The sequence below is a fragment of the Pseudomonas sp. LBUM1666 genome (assembly GCF_059695775.1).
On sequence record NZ_CP166789.1, the window covers coordinates 4,650,289 to 4,666,721 of the forward strand.

The window sequence follows — 16,433 nt, forward strand, 5'->3', positions numbered from 1 at the left end:
TGAGCGATGCGTAACGGTTTTGATCCACCAAGGTGACAAAAAACCGTCACCAGAAAACCGTCCGCTTCCCTCCCCTCCAGCACTTCCCCGCCCTATGTCGATATGTGGTCTGGAACTTTCCTCAAGCCCCGTCGAGCGCCCTAACGCTCATAAATCAAGGGCTTTCGGAGTGAACAATGTGCTGGATTTTGCGGAGCGCATAAGTTTTTTTCGGCATAAACCTTATGAAAAATTCTTCTATGGTTTTCTCCAGAATGTTCTTAGCTCTGTTGTTACAAGCATGAAACGGTTTTCACTATAAATGCCGTCAAATATTTGGCGACTAATAAGCACCATTAGGAATCAGGGAGAGGCATCCATGCGCGTATTAACCCCCCTCTGCAGCGCAATTCTGCTGGCCATGGCCTGCACTTCACAGGCTCAGGCCATGTCAGTGACGGAGGCAATCCAGAGCACCATCGCGACCCACCCGGAGCTAGCTTCGCGCGTGGACAGCCGCCTCTCGGCCGATGAGCTAGTGAAAGTCGCCAAAGGGGGCTTTTATCCATCGGTTGATCTGAATGCCGCCTACGGGCGCGGGTACAGCGATAACACCAACACCCGGGCACTCGGCAATCACCACACCGAAATCCTGACCTACACCCAATCGGAATTGCGTCTGCGGCAGATGCTCTTCGATGGTTTCAACACCTCCAACGAAGTCCAGCGCACCAAAGGTGTGGTCAATTCCCGGGCCTATTACGCTCAGGGCACCGCCCAGGATCTGGCCCTGCGCACCATCGAGGTCTACCTCGAAGTGCTCAAGCGCCGCGAACTGGTGACCCTGGCCACGAACAACCTGCAAGCTCACATGCGGGTGAACGATCAGATCGGTCTGCGTACTCAGCGTGGTATCGGCAGCACCGCCGACTCCGATCAGTCCGTCGCTCGTCGGGCACTGGCACAAAACAACCTCGATACCGCTGAAGTCGATCTGGCGGATGCCGAATCGAACTTCTACGCCGTCGTGGGGCGTCTGCCCGATGAACTCGAAGCCCCGCCCTCGACCCGCGGCGAACTGCCCGCCACCCTGCAGGAAGCCCAGCAAAGCATGGTGGAAAACAACCCATACCTGAAATCCGCCCAGGCCGATGTGCAATCGGCCGAGAGCCAGTACGAAGTTGCCAAGTCGCCGTTCTACCCTCGTTTCGATGCCGAAGCCGCCGTGGGTGCGAACAACAACGTGCAGGGCGATGAAGGCCACGACAACGAATGGCGAGTCGGCGTGGTGATGAACTACAACCTGTTCCGCGGTGGCAGCGACAAGGCTCGCCTGGCCTCCAATGCGCACCAGATCAACCAGGCCATGGACATCCGCAACAATGCCCTGCGCCAACTCAACGAGAACATTCACCTGGCCTGGAACGCCATGGTCAATGCCAAGAAACAAACCCCGACCGCCCGCGAATACGCGGATACCAGCCGACGCGTGCGCGTGGCGTATCAGGATCAGTTCGGCCTCGGCCAACGCACCCTTCTCGACTTGCTGGACAGTGAAAACGAGCTCTACAACGCCAACCGCCGCTACACCGAAGTGCGCTACACCGAGGAGTTCTCGATGTACCGCGTGCTGGCAAACATGGGTCAGTTGCTGAGCAAACAACGGGTGGTGTTGCCCGCCGATGCGATCGCCTCCACGGAAGTAAAAAACGAAGCCCGTTTGCCTGAACTGAAGTAGGCCTATGGAGAGATCAATGTGACCAGCATGGAACCCGGCAACATCGGTGTCGATCCGCGCCTGAGCTTCGATGACCCGCTTCTGGACGGTCTGTTGATCCTCTGCAAACTCCACGGCGCGACGGTCAGTCGCGCCAGCCTGAGTGCCGGGCTCCCTCTGAACAAACAACGCTTGAGCCTGGACCTGCTGCCTCGCGCAGCGGCCCGGGCCAGTTTGCAGGCACGATTGCTGCGCCGTGAACTGGCGGACATTTCCGCCCTCAACCTGCCTGTAATGCTGATCCTCAACAACGGCCGTACGGCCGTTTTACGACGCTTCGGCGATGACGGGCAGTTGCTGATTTTGCCGAGCGAAGCCGACGGCGGTGAACAATGGGTCAGCCGCGATGAACTGGCCGAGAATTACAGCGGCCAGGCCTTGTTCGCGCGGCCTCGGCATGAACTCGAAGACTTGCGCTCACCGCTGGTGCCGCGGGTTGAGGCGTGGTTTCGCGACACGTTGAAGCTGTCGAAGTGGCTGTACAGCGATGCGATTCTGGCGAGTTTTCTGATCAACCTACTGGGGTTGATGGTGCCGCTGTTCGTGATGCAGACCTACGATCGAGTGGTGCCGAACCAGGCCACGTCGACCTTGTGGGTGCTGTCCATTGGCTTGCTGATCGGCACCGGATTCGAACTGGTGCTGCGGGTGGTCCGCGCGCACCTGCTGGACACCGCCGGGAAGAAAACCGACGTGATCCTTTCGGCCACGTTGTTCGAACGCATTACCGGCATGGCGATGAAAGCGCGGCCGGCGACCATTGGCGGTTTCGCCCAGAGCATCCATGACTTCCAGGGCCTGCGGGAATTCCTCACCGCAGTGACGCTGACGAGCCTGATCGACCTGCCCTTTGCCGTGCTGATGCTGGTGGTGATCGGCCTGCTCGGCGGCTGGCTGGTGGTGATTCCGTTACTGGCGTTTCCGATCACGATCATCTTCGCAATGGTGATCCAGGTGCGCCTGCGCGACACCGTACAGAAAAGCCTGACCCTGGGCGCCGAACGCCAGGCGCTGCTGATCGAAACCCTCGGCGGTCTGGAAACGCTCAAGGCCTGCAGCGCCGAAAGCGAACGCCAGCACAAATGGGAAAGCACCCACGGCGCCCTCACCCGCCTCGACAGCCATGCGCGCAACCTCTCGGCGCTGGCCACCAACGGCACGCTGTTCATCCAGCAATTCTCCGGCATGGCGACCATCGTCGCCGGGGTCTATAGCATCATCGCCGGCAACCTCAGCGTCGGCGCGCTAGTGGCGACCTACATGCTCGGCAGCCGGGTGCTCGCGCCGCTGGGGCAGATTGCCGGTTTGATCACCCGCTACCAGCAAGCGCAACTGACCATGAAAAGCACCGATGCGCTGATGTCCTTGCCGCAGGAACGCGACGCCAAACAACGGCCGCTGGAGCGCACGCAACTGCAAGGCGCGCTGGACATCAGCAGTGTGACGTTCCACTACAACGGCCAGAACGCTCCGGCCTTGGCCAACATCAGCTTCAGCGTGAAACCCGGCGAGCGGATCGGCATCATCGGCCGCAGCGGCTCAGGCAAAAGTACGCTGGCGCGGCTGGTAATGGGTTTCTACGCACCGGAAGAAGGCCAGCTGCTGCTCGATGGCCTGGACTTGCGGCAACTGGACGTCGCCGACCTGCGCCAGCAGATCGGTTACGTCGCCCATGACCTGCCACTGTTGGCCGGCAGCCTGCGCGACAACCTGACCCTCGGCGCACGCTACATCAGCGATTCACGGATGCTCGAAGTCGCCGAACTGACCGGCGTCACCGAGCTGGCCCGTCAGCATCCGCAAGGCTTCGACCGGCCGGTGGGTGAACGCGGACAACTGCTGTCCGGCGGTCAACGTCAGGCGGTGTTGCTGGCCCGCGCCTTGTTGCTGGATCCGCCGATCATGTTGCTCGACGAACCCACCAGTGCCATGGACAACAGCAGCGAAGACGTTCTGCGGCAAAAACTCCACCGCTGGGTCCAGGGCAAAACCCTCCTGCTGGTGACCCACCGTACCTCAATGCTCAGCCTGGTGGATCGCCTGGTGGTGCTGGACAACGGGCGGATCGTCGCCGACGGCCCGAAAGAAGTGGTCATCGATGCACTGCGCAAGGGCCGTGTCGGCTCTGCGGCTGTCTAGGAGCTAGCCATGGCCCGTTCATCATCCGACGTTTCAAAGGATCGCGGCTATTTCGGCAGTTTCAGCAAAAGCGCCGAAAGCGAATTCATGCCGGAAACCGCCGGCGCCTCGTTGCAGGACTCACCACGCTGGTCGCGGATCACCGTGTGGCTGGCGGCTGCGCTGATTATCACTGCGGTGGTCTGGGCCAAGTTCGCGGTGCTGCAGGAAGTGACCATGGGCGAAGGCAAGGCGATTCCGTCGAGCAAGGTTCAAGTGATCCAGAACCTAGAGGGCGGCATCGTCACTGAGATCTTCGTCCGCGAAGGACAAATGGTGAACAAGGGCGACACCTTGCTGCGCCTCGATGACACTCGATTCCTGTCGAATAAGGGCGAAAGCGAAGCGGATCGTTATGCGCTGACCGCGCAGGTCGAACGGCTGTCGGCCGAAGCGGAAGGCCGGCCGTTCAAGCTCTCCCCCGAAGTGATCGCCAAGGCGCCGCAAGTGGCCGAAGACGAGCGCTCGCTGTACGAGCAACGACAACGGCGACTGGCCAGCGAACAGCGCACCTTGAGTGAGCAACTTCGGCAGAAAACCCAGGAGCTGGCGGAGTTCCGCTCGAAGCAGGGCCAATTCAGTTCAAGCCTGGCATTGCTGCAACAAGAAATGAACATGTCCGCGCCGCTGGTGGGTTCCGGGGCGGTTTCGCCGGTGGAAATCTTGCGACTCAAACGCAGCGCGGTGGAGATTCGCGGTTCATTGAACGCCACGACCCTGGCGATTCCCCGTGCGGAATCGGCGATCAATGAGATCAAAAGCAAGATTGACGAGTCCGAACAATCCTTCCGCTCCGACGCAGCGAAAGAGCTGAATGAAAAACGCACCGACCTGTCGAAAATCACGGCATCGAGCATTGCTATCGATGACCGCGTGACCCGCACCACGGTGGTGTCGCCGGTTCACGGGATTATCAAAGTGCTGAAGGTCAACACCATCGGCGGCGTGGTCCAGCCGGGCAGCGACATGGTGGAAATCGTGCCCATTGAAGAGAACTTGCTGATCGAAGCCAAAGTCCGGCCGCAGGACGTGGCTTTTCTGCACCCCGGGCAGAAAGCGATGGTCAAGTTCAGTGCTTACGACTACACGATTTATGGGGGGTTGAGTGCGAAGCTGGAGTTGATCGGAGCGGACACGATTACGGATGACAAGGGCAACAGCTTCTACCTGATTCAGGTGAGGACGGATAAGAATCACTTGGGCGGGGATGTGAAACCGTTGCTGATCATTCCGGGGATGGTGGCGACGGTGGACATCATCACCGGGGAGAAAAGCGTGCTGGATTACTTGCTCAAACCGGTGCTCAAAGCCCGGACCGAGGCGATGCGCGAACGTTAAACCGACGCGGTCCCTGTGGCGAGGGGGCTTGCCCCCGTTCGGCGGCGAAGCCGTCGTAAAACCGGCTGATGCGATCTGCCTGAAACAACCGGGTCGAATGGTTTTGGGGCCGCTTCGCGACCCAACGGGGCGGTGCGGCGTTCCGACAAGCCCCCTCGCCACAAGTCATCACCGGCCGTGATTCTTCTGGTAGGTCTCTTCCCCCATCGCCGCAATCTGCCCCTCGATCAATGCTTCGAACGGCCGTAGCAACGGCTCGAAAGTGGTCGGTGCTTCGAGGGTCTGCAACGCCTGAACAATCGCCTCCACCGTCGACAACGCGCCCGGCCCTGGGGCCTTGCGCAATCGATATCTCGACACCCCGCCCTGTGCCAACGTCACCCTCGGCAGTGCCGCCAGCAGCGGGTTGAGGTGCAGCATCTTGCGCGCTTTACGCCAGGTGCCGTCCGGGACGACCAGCAATAACGGCTGATCATTTGCCGCGTAAGCCTGCAACGGCTGCGCATCATCGGCGGGAAACAGCAGCCGCGCCTGATAACCCGGCTGATTCAACAATGCCGGCAAATCCTCGAACACCTCGCCCACTATCAACTCGGCATTCTTCAACCCCAACGCCGCCAACCGTGCGGTGTTCAGCGCATGGTTCACTTCGCTGGGATGCTGCAACAACAGCACTCGGGTGCGGCTGTCGAGGCTCGGAATCAGCGGGCACAGGCAATGGGTTTGCGGACGCAGGCAGCGCGGACATTGGATTCTGGACATTTTTTCAAGCCTGATTCAGTTGTGCTTTAAGCAGGTCGCGAAAGGTCTGGATCAACGGCTCGCGGCTGCGGCCACGACGCACGATCATCGAAAACGGCGCCTGATAACCGAAAGTCGCCGGCAGCAGCACTCGCAAATCGCCCTTATCCGCCCAAGCCTGCGCGTAGTGCTCCGGCAGGTAACCGATATAGGCACCGGACAGCACTAGAATCAGCTGCGCCTCCATACTTTCCACCGTCGCCGCGCTGTGCTTGAAACCGTGACGTGCCAGTTCCGCCTGGCTCCAGTAACCACGGCCGACCATGCGCTGCTGGGTGATCACTTGTTCAGGGATGCGCCGCTCGGTGAACAGCGGATGACGACTGCTGCAATACAACCAGTGTTGTTCGCGGTAGAGCGGCATGTAGACCAGACCGCTCATGCGCGTGGAGAACGCGCCGATGGCCAGGTCGAGACGGTTGTCCTGCACTCCGAGTTGCAGCTCGTAAGGGCTCATGACCGACAAATGCAAATGCACGGCCGGGTGTTCCTGGCTGTAGGCGCCAATGGCTTCGGCGAACGGCAAGGCCTTGTCGCTGACGGTGGAGTCGATGACTCCGAGGTTCAAGGTGCCGCGCAGTTCACCTTTGAGGGCGGCAGCGTATTGCTCGAAGCCTTCGAGTTCGCCGAGCAGGCGCAGGGTTTCCTGATGGAACAGCTCACCCTTGCTGGTCAGGCTGAAACCACCGCGACCGCGATGGCAGAGAACCAGGCCGAGGGCGGCTTCGAGCTGGCTCATGTAAGTGCTGATGGCCGAGGTCGAGAGGTTGAGCTCTTGCTGGGCGTTGGCAAACCCCTGATGGCGAACCACGCTGACGAAGATGCGCAAAAGTTTCAGGTCGGGTAATGCGTTGGCCATGGGGGCTCCGGGCTTTGGAAATGTGTTGTCTGTTGAATCCACCCCTCACCCCAACGCTCTCCCCACGGGGTAGAGGGGGAAAGGGAGCCGATCTCCATGGCTTTCAAATCCTGAGTTCGACTCGATATTTCAGGTCGATGTAATTCCCGAGAACACCTCGGTCAGTCCCCTCTCCCCTCTGGGGCGGTCCGACGTTTCGGGAGGGTTAGGGTGAGGGGTCGTTCTTGAGACGAGCACAAATCTCAATGCCGCAAAGTCTAATCCCCCTCCAGCCATTAGTTTAGAAAAATCTGAACTAAGTATTTGCCCGTAGCGATTCTTCCCGGCCACTACATTTCGCAGAATCGGCCCCACAGCGGTGCCTGCGTCTCCCCGACCTGCGCAACCGACATAAATAAAACAACGACGATGAGGCCTTACCCGTGGACAAGATTCTTCACCAACCACTGGGCGGCAATGAAATGCCGCGCTTCGGCGGCATCGCCACCATGATGCGACTTCCCCATTTGCCAACCGCTGCCGGTCTGGATGCTGCCTTCGTTGGCGTCCCTCTGGACATCGGTACTTCCCTGCGCCCTGGCACCCGTTTCGGACCTCGCGAAATCCGCGCTGAATCGGTGATGATCCGCCCGTACAACATGGCTACCGGCGCTGCACCCTTCGACTCGCTGTCGGTTGCCGACATCGGCGACGTGGCAATCAACACGTTCAACCTGCTGGACGCGGTACGGATCATCGAAGAGTCCTACCACAAAATCCTCGAACACAATGTGATCCCCTTGACCCTGGGCGGCGACCACACCATCACCCTGCCCATCCTGCGTGCGATCCATAAGAAGCACGGCAAGGTCGGCCTGGTGCATATCGACGCTCACGCCGATGTGAACGATCACATGTTCGGCGAGAAAATCGCCCACGGCACCACCTTCCGTCGCGCCGTTGAAGAAGGCCTTCTGGATCCGGACCGCGTGGTGCAAATCGGCCTGCGCGCTCAGGGCTACACCGCTGACGACTTCAACTGGAGCCGCAACCAGGGCTTCCGTGTAGTTCAGGCCGAAGAGTGCTGGCACAAATCCCTGGCCCCATTGATGGCCGAAGTTCGCGAGAAAGTCGGCGGCGGTCCGGTGTACCTGAGTTTCGACATCGACGGCATCGACCCAGCTTGGGCGCCAGGTACCGGCACCCCGGAAATCGGTGGTCTGACGACCATTCAGGCGATTGAAATCGTTCGCGGCTGCCAAGGCCTCGACCTGGTCGGCTGCGATCTGGTAGAAGTCTCGCCCGCTTACGACACCACCGGCAACACCTCGCTGCTGGCCGCCAACCTGCTGTACGAAATGCTCTGCGTACTGCCTGGCGTGGTCCACCGCTGAGGATTGGTCGTGAACGAACGTGATCAGGTACTCAAGGCCGCTGCCGATCTGGTAACTGCCTTTGCCCGTAACGATCGCGAAGCTTACTTCGGCGCCTTCAGCACCGACGCTAGCTTCGTGTTCTACACCCTCGAACAGCCCCTGCTGTCGCGCGATGCCTATCAGGCGTTGTGGGACACCTGGCGCTCGGAGGATGGCTTCGAGGTGCTTTCGTGCACCTCGAGCAACGCCTTCGTCAGCCTGCAGGGTGATGTGGCGATTTTCATCCATGACGTGGCCACCGAGCTGCGCATGCAAGGGGAGCAACACTTCAGCCAGGAGCGCGAGACGATTGTGTTTCGCCGACAACAACAAGGCCTATGGCTGGCCTGCCACGAACATTTGTCCGCGATGCCGGAAGGGCTGCCAACCCCTTAGCCAAACAGGTGACGCTCACACACGATGAGCGCGCCTTTATGATCGGAGCTGATCATGAATAACAACAACAAAGAAAAAAGCCTTAGCAGCATCGAAACAAACGGGGTCGAACAGATCCCGGATCATGAGCGCGACGCCCGACCCAGCGACCTGTTTCGCTTGATCTTCGGCGGCGCCAACACTTTTGCCACCGCGGTGCTCGGCAGTTTTCCCGTGCTGTTCGGCCTGTCGTTCCAGGCCGGGGTCTGGGCGATTGTGCTGGGCGTGTTGCTCGGTGCGCTGATCCTTGCGCCGATGGGTCTGTTCGGCCCGCTCAACGGCACCAACAACGCCGTTTCCTCTGGTGCGCACTTCGGCGTGCACGGGCGGATCGTCGGCTCCTTCCTGTCGCTTCTGACCGCTATCGCATTCTTCTCGCTCTCCGTCTGGAGCTCGGGTGATGCATTGGTGGGTGGTGCCAAACGCCTGATCGGCCTTCCGGAAACCGACCTGACGCTGGGCCTGGCCTACGGGTTGTTCGCGATCCTGGTGCTGACGGTGTGCATCTACGGCTTTCGCTTCATGCTGTGGGTCAATCGCATCGCGGTGTGGGCCGCCAGCCTGCTGTTCCTGCTCGGCATCTTCGCCTTCGCCCCGACCTTCGACAGCCAGTTCGCCGGCACCGTAGCCATGGGTCAGGCCGGTTTCTGGGCAGCGTTCATCGGCGCCGCGCTGGTGGCCATGAGCAACCCGATTTCCTTCGGCGCGTTCCTCGGTGACTGGTCGCGCTACATCCCGCGCGAAACCCCGAAAGGCCGAATCATGCTGGCGGTGATCGCAGCACAAATCGCAACCTTGATTCCCTTCCTCTTCGGCCTCGCCACCGCCACCATCGTAGCGATCAAGGCGCCGGACTACATCGCCGCCAACAACTACGTCGGCGGCCTGCTGGCCGTTTCGCCGAGCTGGTTCTTCCTGCCGGTGTGCCTGATTGCGGTGATCGGCGGCATGTCCACCGGCACCACCTCGCTCTATGGCACCGGGCTGGACATGTCCAGCGTGTTCCCACGGGTACTGTCGCGGGTCAAGGCCACGCTGCTGATCGGTGTGATGTCGATTGCCTTCATCTTCATCGGCCGCTTTGCGGCGAACCTGGTGCAGAGCGTGTCGACCTTCGCCGTGCTGATCATCACCTGCACCACCCCGTGGATGGTGATCATGATCATCGGTCTGCTGGTGCGTCGCGGCTTCTACTGCCCGGATGACCTGCAAGTGTTCACCCGCGGCGAGAAAGGTGGTCGCTACTGGTTCACGCACGGCTGGAACTGGCGTGGTCTGGGTGCCTGGATCCCGAGCGCTGCAGTGGGCTTGTGCTTTGTGAACCTGCCTGGGCAGTTCGTGGGTCCGCTCGGTGAACTGGCCGGCGGCATCGACATCAGCTTGCCGGTCACCCTTGGCCTGGCGTCGCTGGTGTACTTGGCGCTGTTGAGCCTGTTCCCGGAATCGGCCGCGGTGTTCGGTCCAAACGATCCACGCAGCAAGGGCTCGAGCAACACGACAAAAAATGAACTGCGTCAGCCAGCCTGACACCGTTCTCCCTGTGGGAGCGAGCCTGCTCGCGATGACGGCGGCACATCCAACATTGATGTGACTGCAAGACCGCTATCGCGAGCAGGCTCACTCCCACAGAGGGATGCCCCACAGAAATATTTTTGTTTCACCATAAAAAAGACAATCGGAGACACGCCATCATGGCTTTGGATTTATTCGTCGTACTCATCTACGCCGCCGCGATGCTGATACTCGGCTACTACGGCATGCGCAAGGCCAAGACCAACGAAGACTTTTTGGTCGCCGGTCGTAACCTCGGCCCGAGCCTGTACATGGGCACCATGGCCGCTACGGTTCTGGGCGGCGCATCTACCGTCGGCACCGTGCGCCTGGGCTACGTCCATGGCATCTCCGGTTTCTGGCTCTGCGCGGCCCTCGGTTGCGGGATCGTCGCGCTGAACCTGTTCCTCGCCAAACCGCTGCTGAAACTGAAGATCTACACCGTTACCCAGGTGCTGGAAAAACGCTATAACCCGATGGCCCGCTCCGCGAGCGCGGTGATCATGCTGGCGTACGCGCTGATGATCGGCGTGGTCTCGATCCTGGCCATTGGCACCGTGCTGCAAGTGCTGTTCGACCTGCCGTTCTGGCTGTCGGTATTGGTTGGCGGTGGCGTGGTGGTGATTTATTCGGCGATCGGCGGTATGTGGTCCCTGACCCTGACCGACATCGTCCAGTTCGTCATCAAGACCGTGGGCCTGATGTTCATCCTGTTGCCAATCTGTCTGTACCGCGTCGGCGGCTGGGATGAGTTGGTGTTGAAACTGCCGGCCACTGCCTTCAGCTTCACCACGATTGGCTGGGACACCATCATCACCTACTTCATGATCTACTTCTTCGGGATCCTGATCGGCCAGGACATCTGGCAGCGTGTGTTCACCGTCAAGAGCGCCAAAGTGGCTCAAGTCGCCGGCACATTCGCAGGCTTCTACTGCATCCTTTACGGACTGGCCTGCGCCCTGATCGGCATGGCCGCACATGTGCTGATCCCGGACCTGGACAACGTCAACAACGCCTTCGCCGCCATCGTCAAACTGTCCCTGCCGGACGGTATCCGTGGCCTGGTGATTGCGGCTGCCCTGGCGGCCATGATGTCCACCGCCAGCGCCGGCCTGCTCGCCGCTGCCACCACCCTGACCGAAGACCTGCTGCCGAAACTGCGCGGCGGTAAACAGTCGACTCTGGGCATCAATCGCCTGTTCACCCTGCTGACCGGCATCGTGGTACTTGGCATTGCATTGGTCGTGAACGACGTGATCAGCGCCCTGACACTGGCGTACAACCTGCTGGTGGGCGGCATGCTGATCCCGCTGATCGGTGCGATTTTCTGGAAACGCGCAAACACCGCCGGCGCTATCGCCAGCATGGGCATGGGCTTCGCCACAGCGTTGCTGTTCATGTTCAAAGACGGTCTGGATGCCAACACCCCGATCTACTACAGCCTCGGCGTAGGTCTGGTGAGTTTCGTGGTGGTCAGCTTGCTGTCCCCTCGTCCGGCAGCGGTGACCAGCGCCGCCTAAGCTGAACATAACGACTTGATGCTTTCTTCGACGGGTGTGGCGTCGGTTGCCACACCCGTTTTTTTTCGTCTGGAGAAAATCGTTTATGAAGATCGTCAGCCGCGATCAGTGGTTCGAGGTGAAACAGCTCAGTGACGGCATTCGCCTGATTCACGAGCCTTACATCCGCCCCTTCTATCGCTGCAATCTCTGGCACATCCAGGGCCGCGACAAGGACTTGCTGCTCGACAGCGGTTCCGGGCTGGTCAGCCTGCGCGAACAATTGCCGTGGATCACCGAACGGCCGCTGGTCGCCGTGGCCAGTCATTGCCATTTCGACCACATCGCCGGGCATCACGAATTTCCTGAACGGCTGGTGCACCCGGCTGAGGCGGACATCCTCGCCGCACCGGACGGCGACAACGATTTGAGCAAAGCCTTTGTCGGCGACGACATGTTCGAGGCTCACCCCGATTGCCCGTTGTGCTACGCCGAATACCGGGTCAAAGCTGCCCCAGCCACCGGTTTGATCGAAGAAGGCGACGTGCTGGATCTGGGCAACCGCACGCTGCAAGTGCTGCATACGCCGGGGCATTCACCGGGCGGCATCAGCCTGTACGAAGCGGCGACCCAGACCCTGTTCAGCGGCGACATCATCTACGACGGGCCACTGATCGAAGACGCCTACCACTCCAACCTCGACAACTACGCCCGCAGCCTGCAGCGTTTGCGCGAGTTGCCGATCCGCACGGTGCATGGAGGGCATTTCGGGAGTTTTTCCGGGGAACATTTACGCACGATGATTGACGAGTGGCAGCGCTTGCACGCCTGAAGCCTGCTGTACTCAGCCCCAGGGACAACAATAATAACGCCCTGAAGAACCACCATGAAAAGAGCTGCCGTTCGTGCTGCCGTGCATCGTTTCATCCGCCGCCTGCTGGAGAGTCAGGATGACTTCGACGACAACGCGAGTCTGGCACAATTGGGATTGGACAAAGAAGATATCGAAGAGCTGATCTTCCATCTGGAAGATGAGCTGGGTTTGACGGCGTTTACGGCTGAGGAAGATCAGATGCTCAAGACCGCCAGGACGGCGAATGACTTGAGTCGGTTTTTGATCGAGATCGAAAGGCATTGACCTGTAGACCGCCAAGATCGTCCGAACGCGGCCCGAGCCTTCGACAACTCCTACAGGTACACGGGCAATCGCAGCATTGGCGCTACTCCCTGTAGGAGCTGCCGAAGGCTGCGATCATTTGGACCTTGACGCGTTACCGGCGTCGCTGTTGGCGGCGGCGCTGTTCGTCGTCAGTGCGAATAGGCACAGGTTGCAGAGGCGGTTCGATCAAACCGAGTGCAACACCCAGGTCGTGCAGCCAGTTTTGGATTTTCTCTTTCATGGTGCCCCCTTCAGGGTAGTGCCGAGTGGCCAAAATTCTGTAGCCACTTCGCACTGATAATAGTCCGAAGTCCTACGTAATGCTCGCCCAAAGTCGCAATGAGTGTTACTGAATGGATCAAAATACCTGACCGATAGTTCAAGCTATCGCCCGAGCCTGACTTGGCGCCGACGGATAAACCAATTGTTGCTGCTCAAGCCAGGCATTCAAGTTCGCTCCGAGCATGCCTTTGCGCCACATCAGCCACGTGGTGGCACTGGCAAATGGCTCGGCCAACGGATGCACCGCCACGCTTTCGCGGCCCGGCAGGCTGGCGAGCATCGACTCCGACATCAGCGCCACGCCTGAGCCGGCGATCACGCAGGCAAGCATCCCCGGATAAGACTCGATTTCCATCGCCCGGCCCATGGCCGCATGGTAATGGGCAAACCAGGCTTCCAGGCGCATCCGGTAGGAACACCCCTGGCGAAACGTGAACACCGACCGCCCTTCTACATCCAGTGCGCTGAGGATCGGCGGGTGATCGGCCTCGCTGATCAGCACCAGCCGTTCGTCGCACAACGGCACGCCGTCGAGCCCGGCCAGTTCCAGCGGCCCGTCCACCAGCGCCGCATCGAGACGCCCGGTGAGCAAACCTTCAAGCAATTCGCCGCTTGGCCCGGACTGCACTTGCAGGTTCACCGCCGGATAAGTGCGGTGATAACGCGCCAACAACCCCGGCAGATGAATCGCCGCCGTGCTGTACATAGTGCCGAGTACGAAGTCCCCGGCTGGCTGCCCGCCCTGCACCGCCGCTTGAGCTTCGTCGCGCAGATTGAACAACTTGGCGGTGTAGTCCAGCAGGACTTTTCCCGCAGGCGACAACTGCAAACGCTGACGTTCACGCACGAACAGTTCTACGCCGAGTTGCTCTTCCAACTGTTTAAGCCGGGTCGACAGGTTCGATGGCACTCGGTGCAGGCGTTCGGCAGCGCGGGTGATGGAACCCTCCTCCGCTACCGCCTGGAAAATCCGCAATTGGCTGAATTCCACGCAATTCTCCAAATCAGAACAAGTTACTCACTATTATTCATTTTAAAAGAAAGTCAATCAGTCCTAGCCTGACGGTCATTGATCCTCTGCTGGAATTCAGACTATGTCTCCTCTGATTCGCTTACTCGCCAGTTTCATCGCCCTGATGATGGCCATGGGTATCGGGCGTTTCGCCCTCACGCCTCAGTTGCCGCACCTGCTCAGCGAAGGTCAGATCGACCTGACCGCCGCCGGTCTGATTGCGGCAGCCAACTACCTGGGCTACTTCGTCGGTGCGGTGGACGCGATGTTCTCTCGCCGCCCCGAGCAAGTCCGCCGGCGTTTGCTGGGCGGTTTATGGCTCTGTGTATTGCTAACGTTGGCCTCGTTCTGGGCCAACGGGTTTTGGTCCCATCTGGTGCTGCGGTTCGGCACCGGAGTGGCCAGCGCCTGGGTGCTGGTGATGATCACTGCGTTGAGCCAGCCACTGGCCGCGGCGGCCGGTCGCCCACGGCTTGGCGCACTGGTATTTGCCGGACCGGGTTTGGGGATTTTTCTGACGGGCTTGTTGGCCTTGGGATCGAACCTGCTGGGGCAGACTTCTGCAGCCTTGTGGCTGGTATATGCCGGCGTCGGGCTGGCGATGCTGCTGGGGATTCTGCCGTTCCTGCCGCAACCGGCCACGACCGTAGCCACCGCCCCCAGCGTCACTGGCTCGGGCAATCATGGCATAGGCCGTTTAGGCGTGGTCTATGGGCTGTACGGTTTGGGCTACATCATTCCGGCCACTTCCTCTCGCAAATGGCCAACGCGCAGTTCCATGGCCAATGGCAGGCCGATCTGTTCTGGCCTTGCTTCGGTCTTGCTTCGGCCATCGGGGTGGTGCTGGTAAGTCTGCGTCGACAGCACCCGCATGGCACTCGTTACTGGCTGATGGCGACGTTGTGGCTGCAAGCCGCCGGGGTCTTCGCCTGCTTGTTGGGCAGCGGCCCAGGTCTGGCCTTGGGCGTGGTCCTCTGCGGCACGCCGTTCCTGGCCTGCATGCAGCTGGTGATGCAACGCTCCCGGGAGCTGGCGCCCCACGCCACCCAGCGCAACGCCGGACTGCTGACGGCGTGCTTTGCCGTAGGCCAGCTCTGCGGGCCGTTGCTGGCGGCGTTGAGCAGCCACTTCAGTGGTGGATTGCAGCCAGCACTGATATTCGCTGGTTGTGGTTTGCTGGTGGCTGGCGGTTTGCTGCTAAGCCCGGTCAGCTCTGCCCAAGGGCTTTGCGCAAGCGACGGCGCACCCACTGCTCAGCGCTGACAAACGTGATACCCAGCAGCACCAGCACCGCACCGATGACGAAGTTGAAGCTCAACTCTTCGCCCAGCAGCACCACGCCGAACGTGACGCCGAACAGCGGCGTCATGAACGAAAACACCGCCAGGTTCGCCGCCAGATAACGGCGCAACAGCCAGAACCAGGTCAGGTAACTGAAGAACGACACCACCAATCCCTGAAACAACACACTGGCCACCGCGACGGTGGTCAGGCTGACGTGGGTGACCTGGCCGCTGAGGATCGCGATCAGCAACAGGCCGACGAAACCGACAATCAATTGATAGAACAGCGTCAGGGTCACCGGGGCTTCCGACAGACGCGAAGCGCGCACCACCACCGTGGTTGCCCCCCATGACGCGCCAGCCAGCACGCCCAAGGCATCGCCCATCAACATGCGGTGATCGAGGTTGTCCCACGACACCCCGCCGGCAAAGGCGATGGCGATCCCGACGAAAGCGAGGAAAATCCCCAGCCACTGGACCGGCCTTAAACGCTCACTCGGCAACAACCAATGAACGCCCAATGCGGTGAAGATCGGCGCGGTGTAAAGGAACACCGACATGTGCGCGGCCGTGGTCAGTTGCAGGCCTTCGGAAATGAAGAAGAACTCCAGGCCAAAAAGCGCGCCCGCCAGTAATCCACCGCGCCAGGTGTTGCCCACTTGATCCCAGCCGCCCTTCCAGCAGATCAACAATCCTACGAGCAACGCGGAAATACCGGAGCGCCCGGCGGCCTGCATGACCGGCGCGATGTCTGGCGCCGCCCATTTGATCATCACTTGCTGAATACCCCAGATCAGGCACAACCCAATCATCACTTGCAGGGCAAACCCATCGGCGCTGCGCCGGGTGGCGCTCACCGGAACACCTCGACAACACAAAACATGGC

At 60.4% G+C, this 16,433-nt stretch carries 14 protein-coding genes and 1 pseudogene; 10 read left to right on the plus strand and 5 right to left on the minus strand.

Annotated elements, in window-relative coordinates:
- Window positions 1–358: 358 nt before the first annotated feature.
- From ACA056_RS21285 to ACA056_RS21295, 3 genes are read left to right on the plus strand one after another with little or no spacing between them, the layout of a single operon-like run.
- The gene (locus ACA056_RS21285; RefSeq protein WP_497267531.1) at window positions 359–1,717 is read left to right on the plus strand and encodes a TolC family outer membrane protein; all 1,359 of its coding nucleotides are present in this window, start codon (window positions 359–361) and stop codon (window positions 1,715–1,717) included.
- 18 nt (window positions 1,718–1,735) lie between these two features.
- The gene (locus ACA056_RS21290) at window positions 1,736–3,895 is read left to right on the plus strand and encodes a type I secretion system permease/ATPase (RefSeq protein ID WP_497267532.1); all 2,160 of its coding nucleotides are present in this window, start codon (window positions 1,736–1,738) and stop codon (window positions 3,893–3,895) included.
- Window positions 3,896–3,904: 9 nt separating this feature from the next.
- On the plus strand, window positions 3,905–5,272 hold the full coding sequence (locus ACA056_RS21295; RefSeq protein ID WP_497267534.1) for an HlyD family type I secretion periplasmic adaptor subunit: 1,368 nt from the start codon (window positions 3,905–3,907) through the stop codon (window positions 5,270–5,272).
- A 168-nt stretch (window positions 5,273–5,440) separates the two neighbouring features.
- On the opposite strand, the gene ACA056_RS21300 is transcribed toward ACA056_RS21295, so the two are convergent.
- A complete protein-coding gene (locus ACA056_RS21300; RefSeq protein ID WP_497267539.1) occupies window positions 5,441–6,034 on the minus strand; it encodes a tRNA-uridine aminocarboxypropyltransferase in 594 nt (197 codons plus the stop codon).
- A gap of 4 nt (window positions 6,035–6,038) precedes the next feature.
- On the minus strand, window positions 6,039–6,932 hold the full coding sequence (locus ACA056_RS21305) for a LysR family transcriptional regulator (protein ID WP_007945995.1): 894 nt from the start codon (window positions 6,930–6,932) through the stop codon (window positions 6,039–6,041).
- Window positions 6,933–7,354: 422 nt separating this feature from the next.
- Here ACA056_RS21305 and speB point away from each other — a divergent pair, with 422 nt between their 5' ends.
- From speB to ACA056_RS21335, 6 genes are all read left to right on the plus strand, one after another.
- Window positions 7,355–8,305, plus strand: coding sequence for an agmatinase (gene speB, locus ACA056_RS21310; RefSeq protein WP_283190208.1), 951 nt, complete (start codon window positions 7,355–7,357; stop codon window positions 8,303–8,305).
- 9 nt (window positions 8,306–8,314) lie between these two features.
- Window positions 8,315–8,722, plus strand: a complete 408-nt coding sequence (locus ACA056_RS21315; RefSeq protein ID WP_150655039.1) for a YybH family protein — start codon at window positions 8,315–8,317, stop codon at window positions 8,720–8,722.
- Window positions 8,723–8,776: 54 nt separating this feature from the next.
- Window positions 8,777–10,288, plus strand: coding sequence for a purine-cytosine permease family protein (locus ACA056_RS21320; protein WP_497267542.1), 1,512 nt, complete (start codon window positions 8,777–8,779; stop codon window positions 10,286–10,288).
- Window positions 10,289–10,452: 164 nt separating this feature from the next.
- Complete coding sequence (locus ACA056_RS21325; RefSeq protein WP_497267544.1) at window positions 10,453–11,832, plus strand: sodium:solute symporter family protein; 1,380 nt, start codon at window positions 10,453–10,455, stop codon at window positions 11,830–11,832.
- Window positions 11,833–11,917: 85 nt separating this feature from the next.
- Window positions 11,918–12,643, plus strand: coding sequence for an MBL fold metallo-hydrolase (locus ACA056_RS21330; RefSeq protein ID WP_497267545.1), 726 nt, complete (start codon window positions 11,918–11,920; stop codon window positions 12,641–12,643).
- Window positions 12,644–12,697: 54 nt separating this feature from the next.
- Window positions 12,698–12,949, plus strand: coding sequence for an acyl carrier protein (locus ACA056_RS21335; RefSeq protein WP_497267546.1), 252 nt, complete (start codon window positions 12,698–12,700; stop codon window positions 12,947–12,949).
- A 133-nt stretch (window positions 12,950–13,082) separates the two neighbouring features.
- Here ACA056_RS21335 and ACA056_RS21340 read toward each other — a convergent pair whose 3' ends face one another.
- Window positions 13,083–13,211: a PA1414 family protein gene (locus ACA056_RS21340; RefSeq protein WP_007914492.1), complete on the minus strand. Its 129-nt coding sequence runs from the start codon at window positions 13,209–13,211 to the stop codon at window positions 13,083–13,085.
- Window positions 13,212–13,349: 138 nt separating this feature from the next.
- The gene (ptrR, locus tag ACA056_RS21345; RefSeq protein WP_497267549.1) at window positions 13,350–14,243 is read right to left on the minus strand and encodes a putrescine utilization regulator PtrR; all 894 of its coding nucleotides are present in this window, start codon (window positions 14,241–14,243) and stop codon (window positions 13,350–13,352) included.
- A gap of 154 nt (window positions 14,244–14,397) precedes the next feature.
- Here ptrR and ACA056_RS21350 point away from each other — a divergent pair.
- Window positions 14,398–15,527 (plus strand): annotated as a pseudogene (locus ACA056_RS21350) (MFS transporter).
- Here ACA056_RS21350 and ACA056_RS21355 read toward each other — a convergent pair.
- Window positions 15,472–16,404 (minus strand): DMT family transporter, encoded by a 933-nt coding sequence (locus ACA056_RS21355; RefSeq protein ID WP_497267551.1) that lies wholly within the window; start codon window positions 16,402–16,404, stop codon window positions 15,472–15,474. The pseudogene ACA056_RS21350 and the gene ACA056_RS21355 sit on opposite strands and share 56 nt — an antisense overlap.
- Window positions 16,405–16,433 lie beyond the last annotated feature (29 nt).

What these genes read in the sequence shown, in the direction of transcription:
- ACA056_RS21285 (WP_497267531.1), top strand. Translation starts at nt 359, where the DNA reads ATGCGCGTATTAACCCCCCTCTGCAGCGCAATTCTGCTGGCCATGGCC.
- ACA056_RS21295 (WP_497267534.1), top strand. Translation starts at nt 3,905, where the DNA reads ATGGCCCGTTCATCATCCGACGTTTCAAAGGATCGCGGCTATTTCGGC.
- ACA056_RS21300 (WP_497267539.1), bottom strand. Translation starts at nt 6,034, where the DNA reads ATGTCCAGAATCCAATGTCCGCGCTGCCTGCGTCCGCAAACCCATTGC.
- ACA056_RS21305 (WP_007945995.1), bottom strand. Translation starts at nt 6,932, where the DNA reads ATGGCCAACGCATTACCCGACCTGAAACTTTTGCGCATCTTCGTCAGC.
- ACA056_RS21320 (WP_497267542.1), top strand. Translation starts at nt 8,777, where the DNA reads ATGAATAACAACAACAAAGAAAAAAGCCTTAGCAGCATCGAAACAAAC.
- ACA056_RS21325 (WP_497267544.1), top strand. Translation starts at nt 10,453, where the DNA reads ATGGCTTTGGATTTATTCGTCGTACTCATCTACGCCGCCGCGATGCTG.
- ACA056_RS21330 (WP_497267545.1), top strand. Translation starts at nt 11,918, where the DNA reads ATGAAGATCGTCAGCCGCGATCAGTGGTTCGAGGTGAAACAGCTCAGT.
- ACA056_RS21335 (WP_497267546.1), top strand. Translation starts at nt 12,698, where the DNA reads ATGAAAAGAGCTGCCGTTCGTGCTGCCGTGCATCGTTTCATCCGCCGC.
- ACA056_RS21340 (WP_007914492.1), bottom strand. Translation starts at nt 13,211, where the DNA reads ATGAAAGAGAAAATCCAAAACTGGCTGCACGACCTGGGTGTTGCACTC.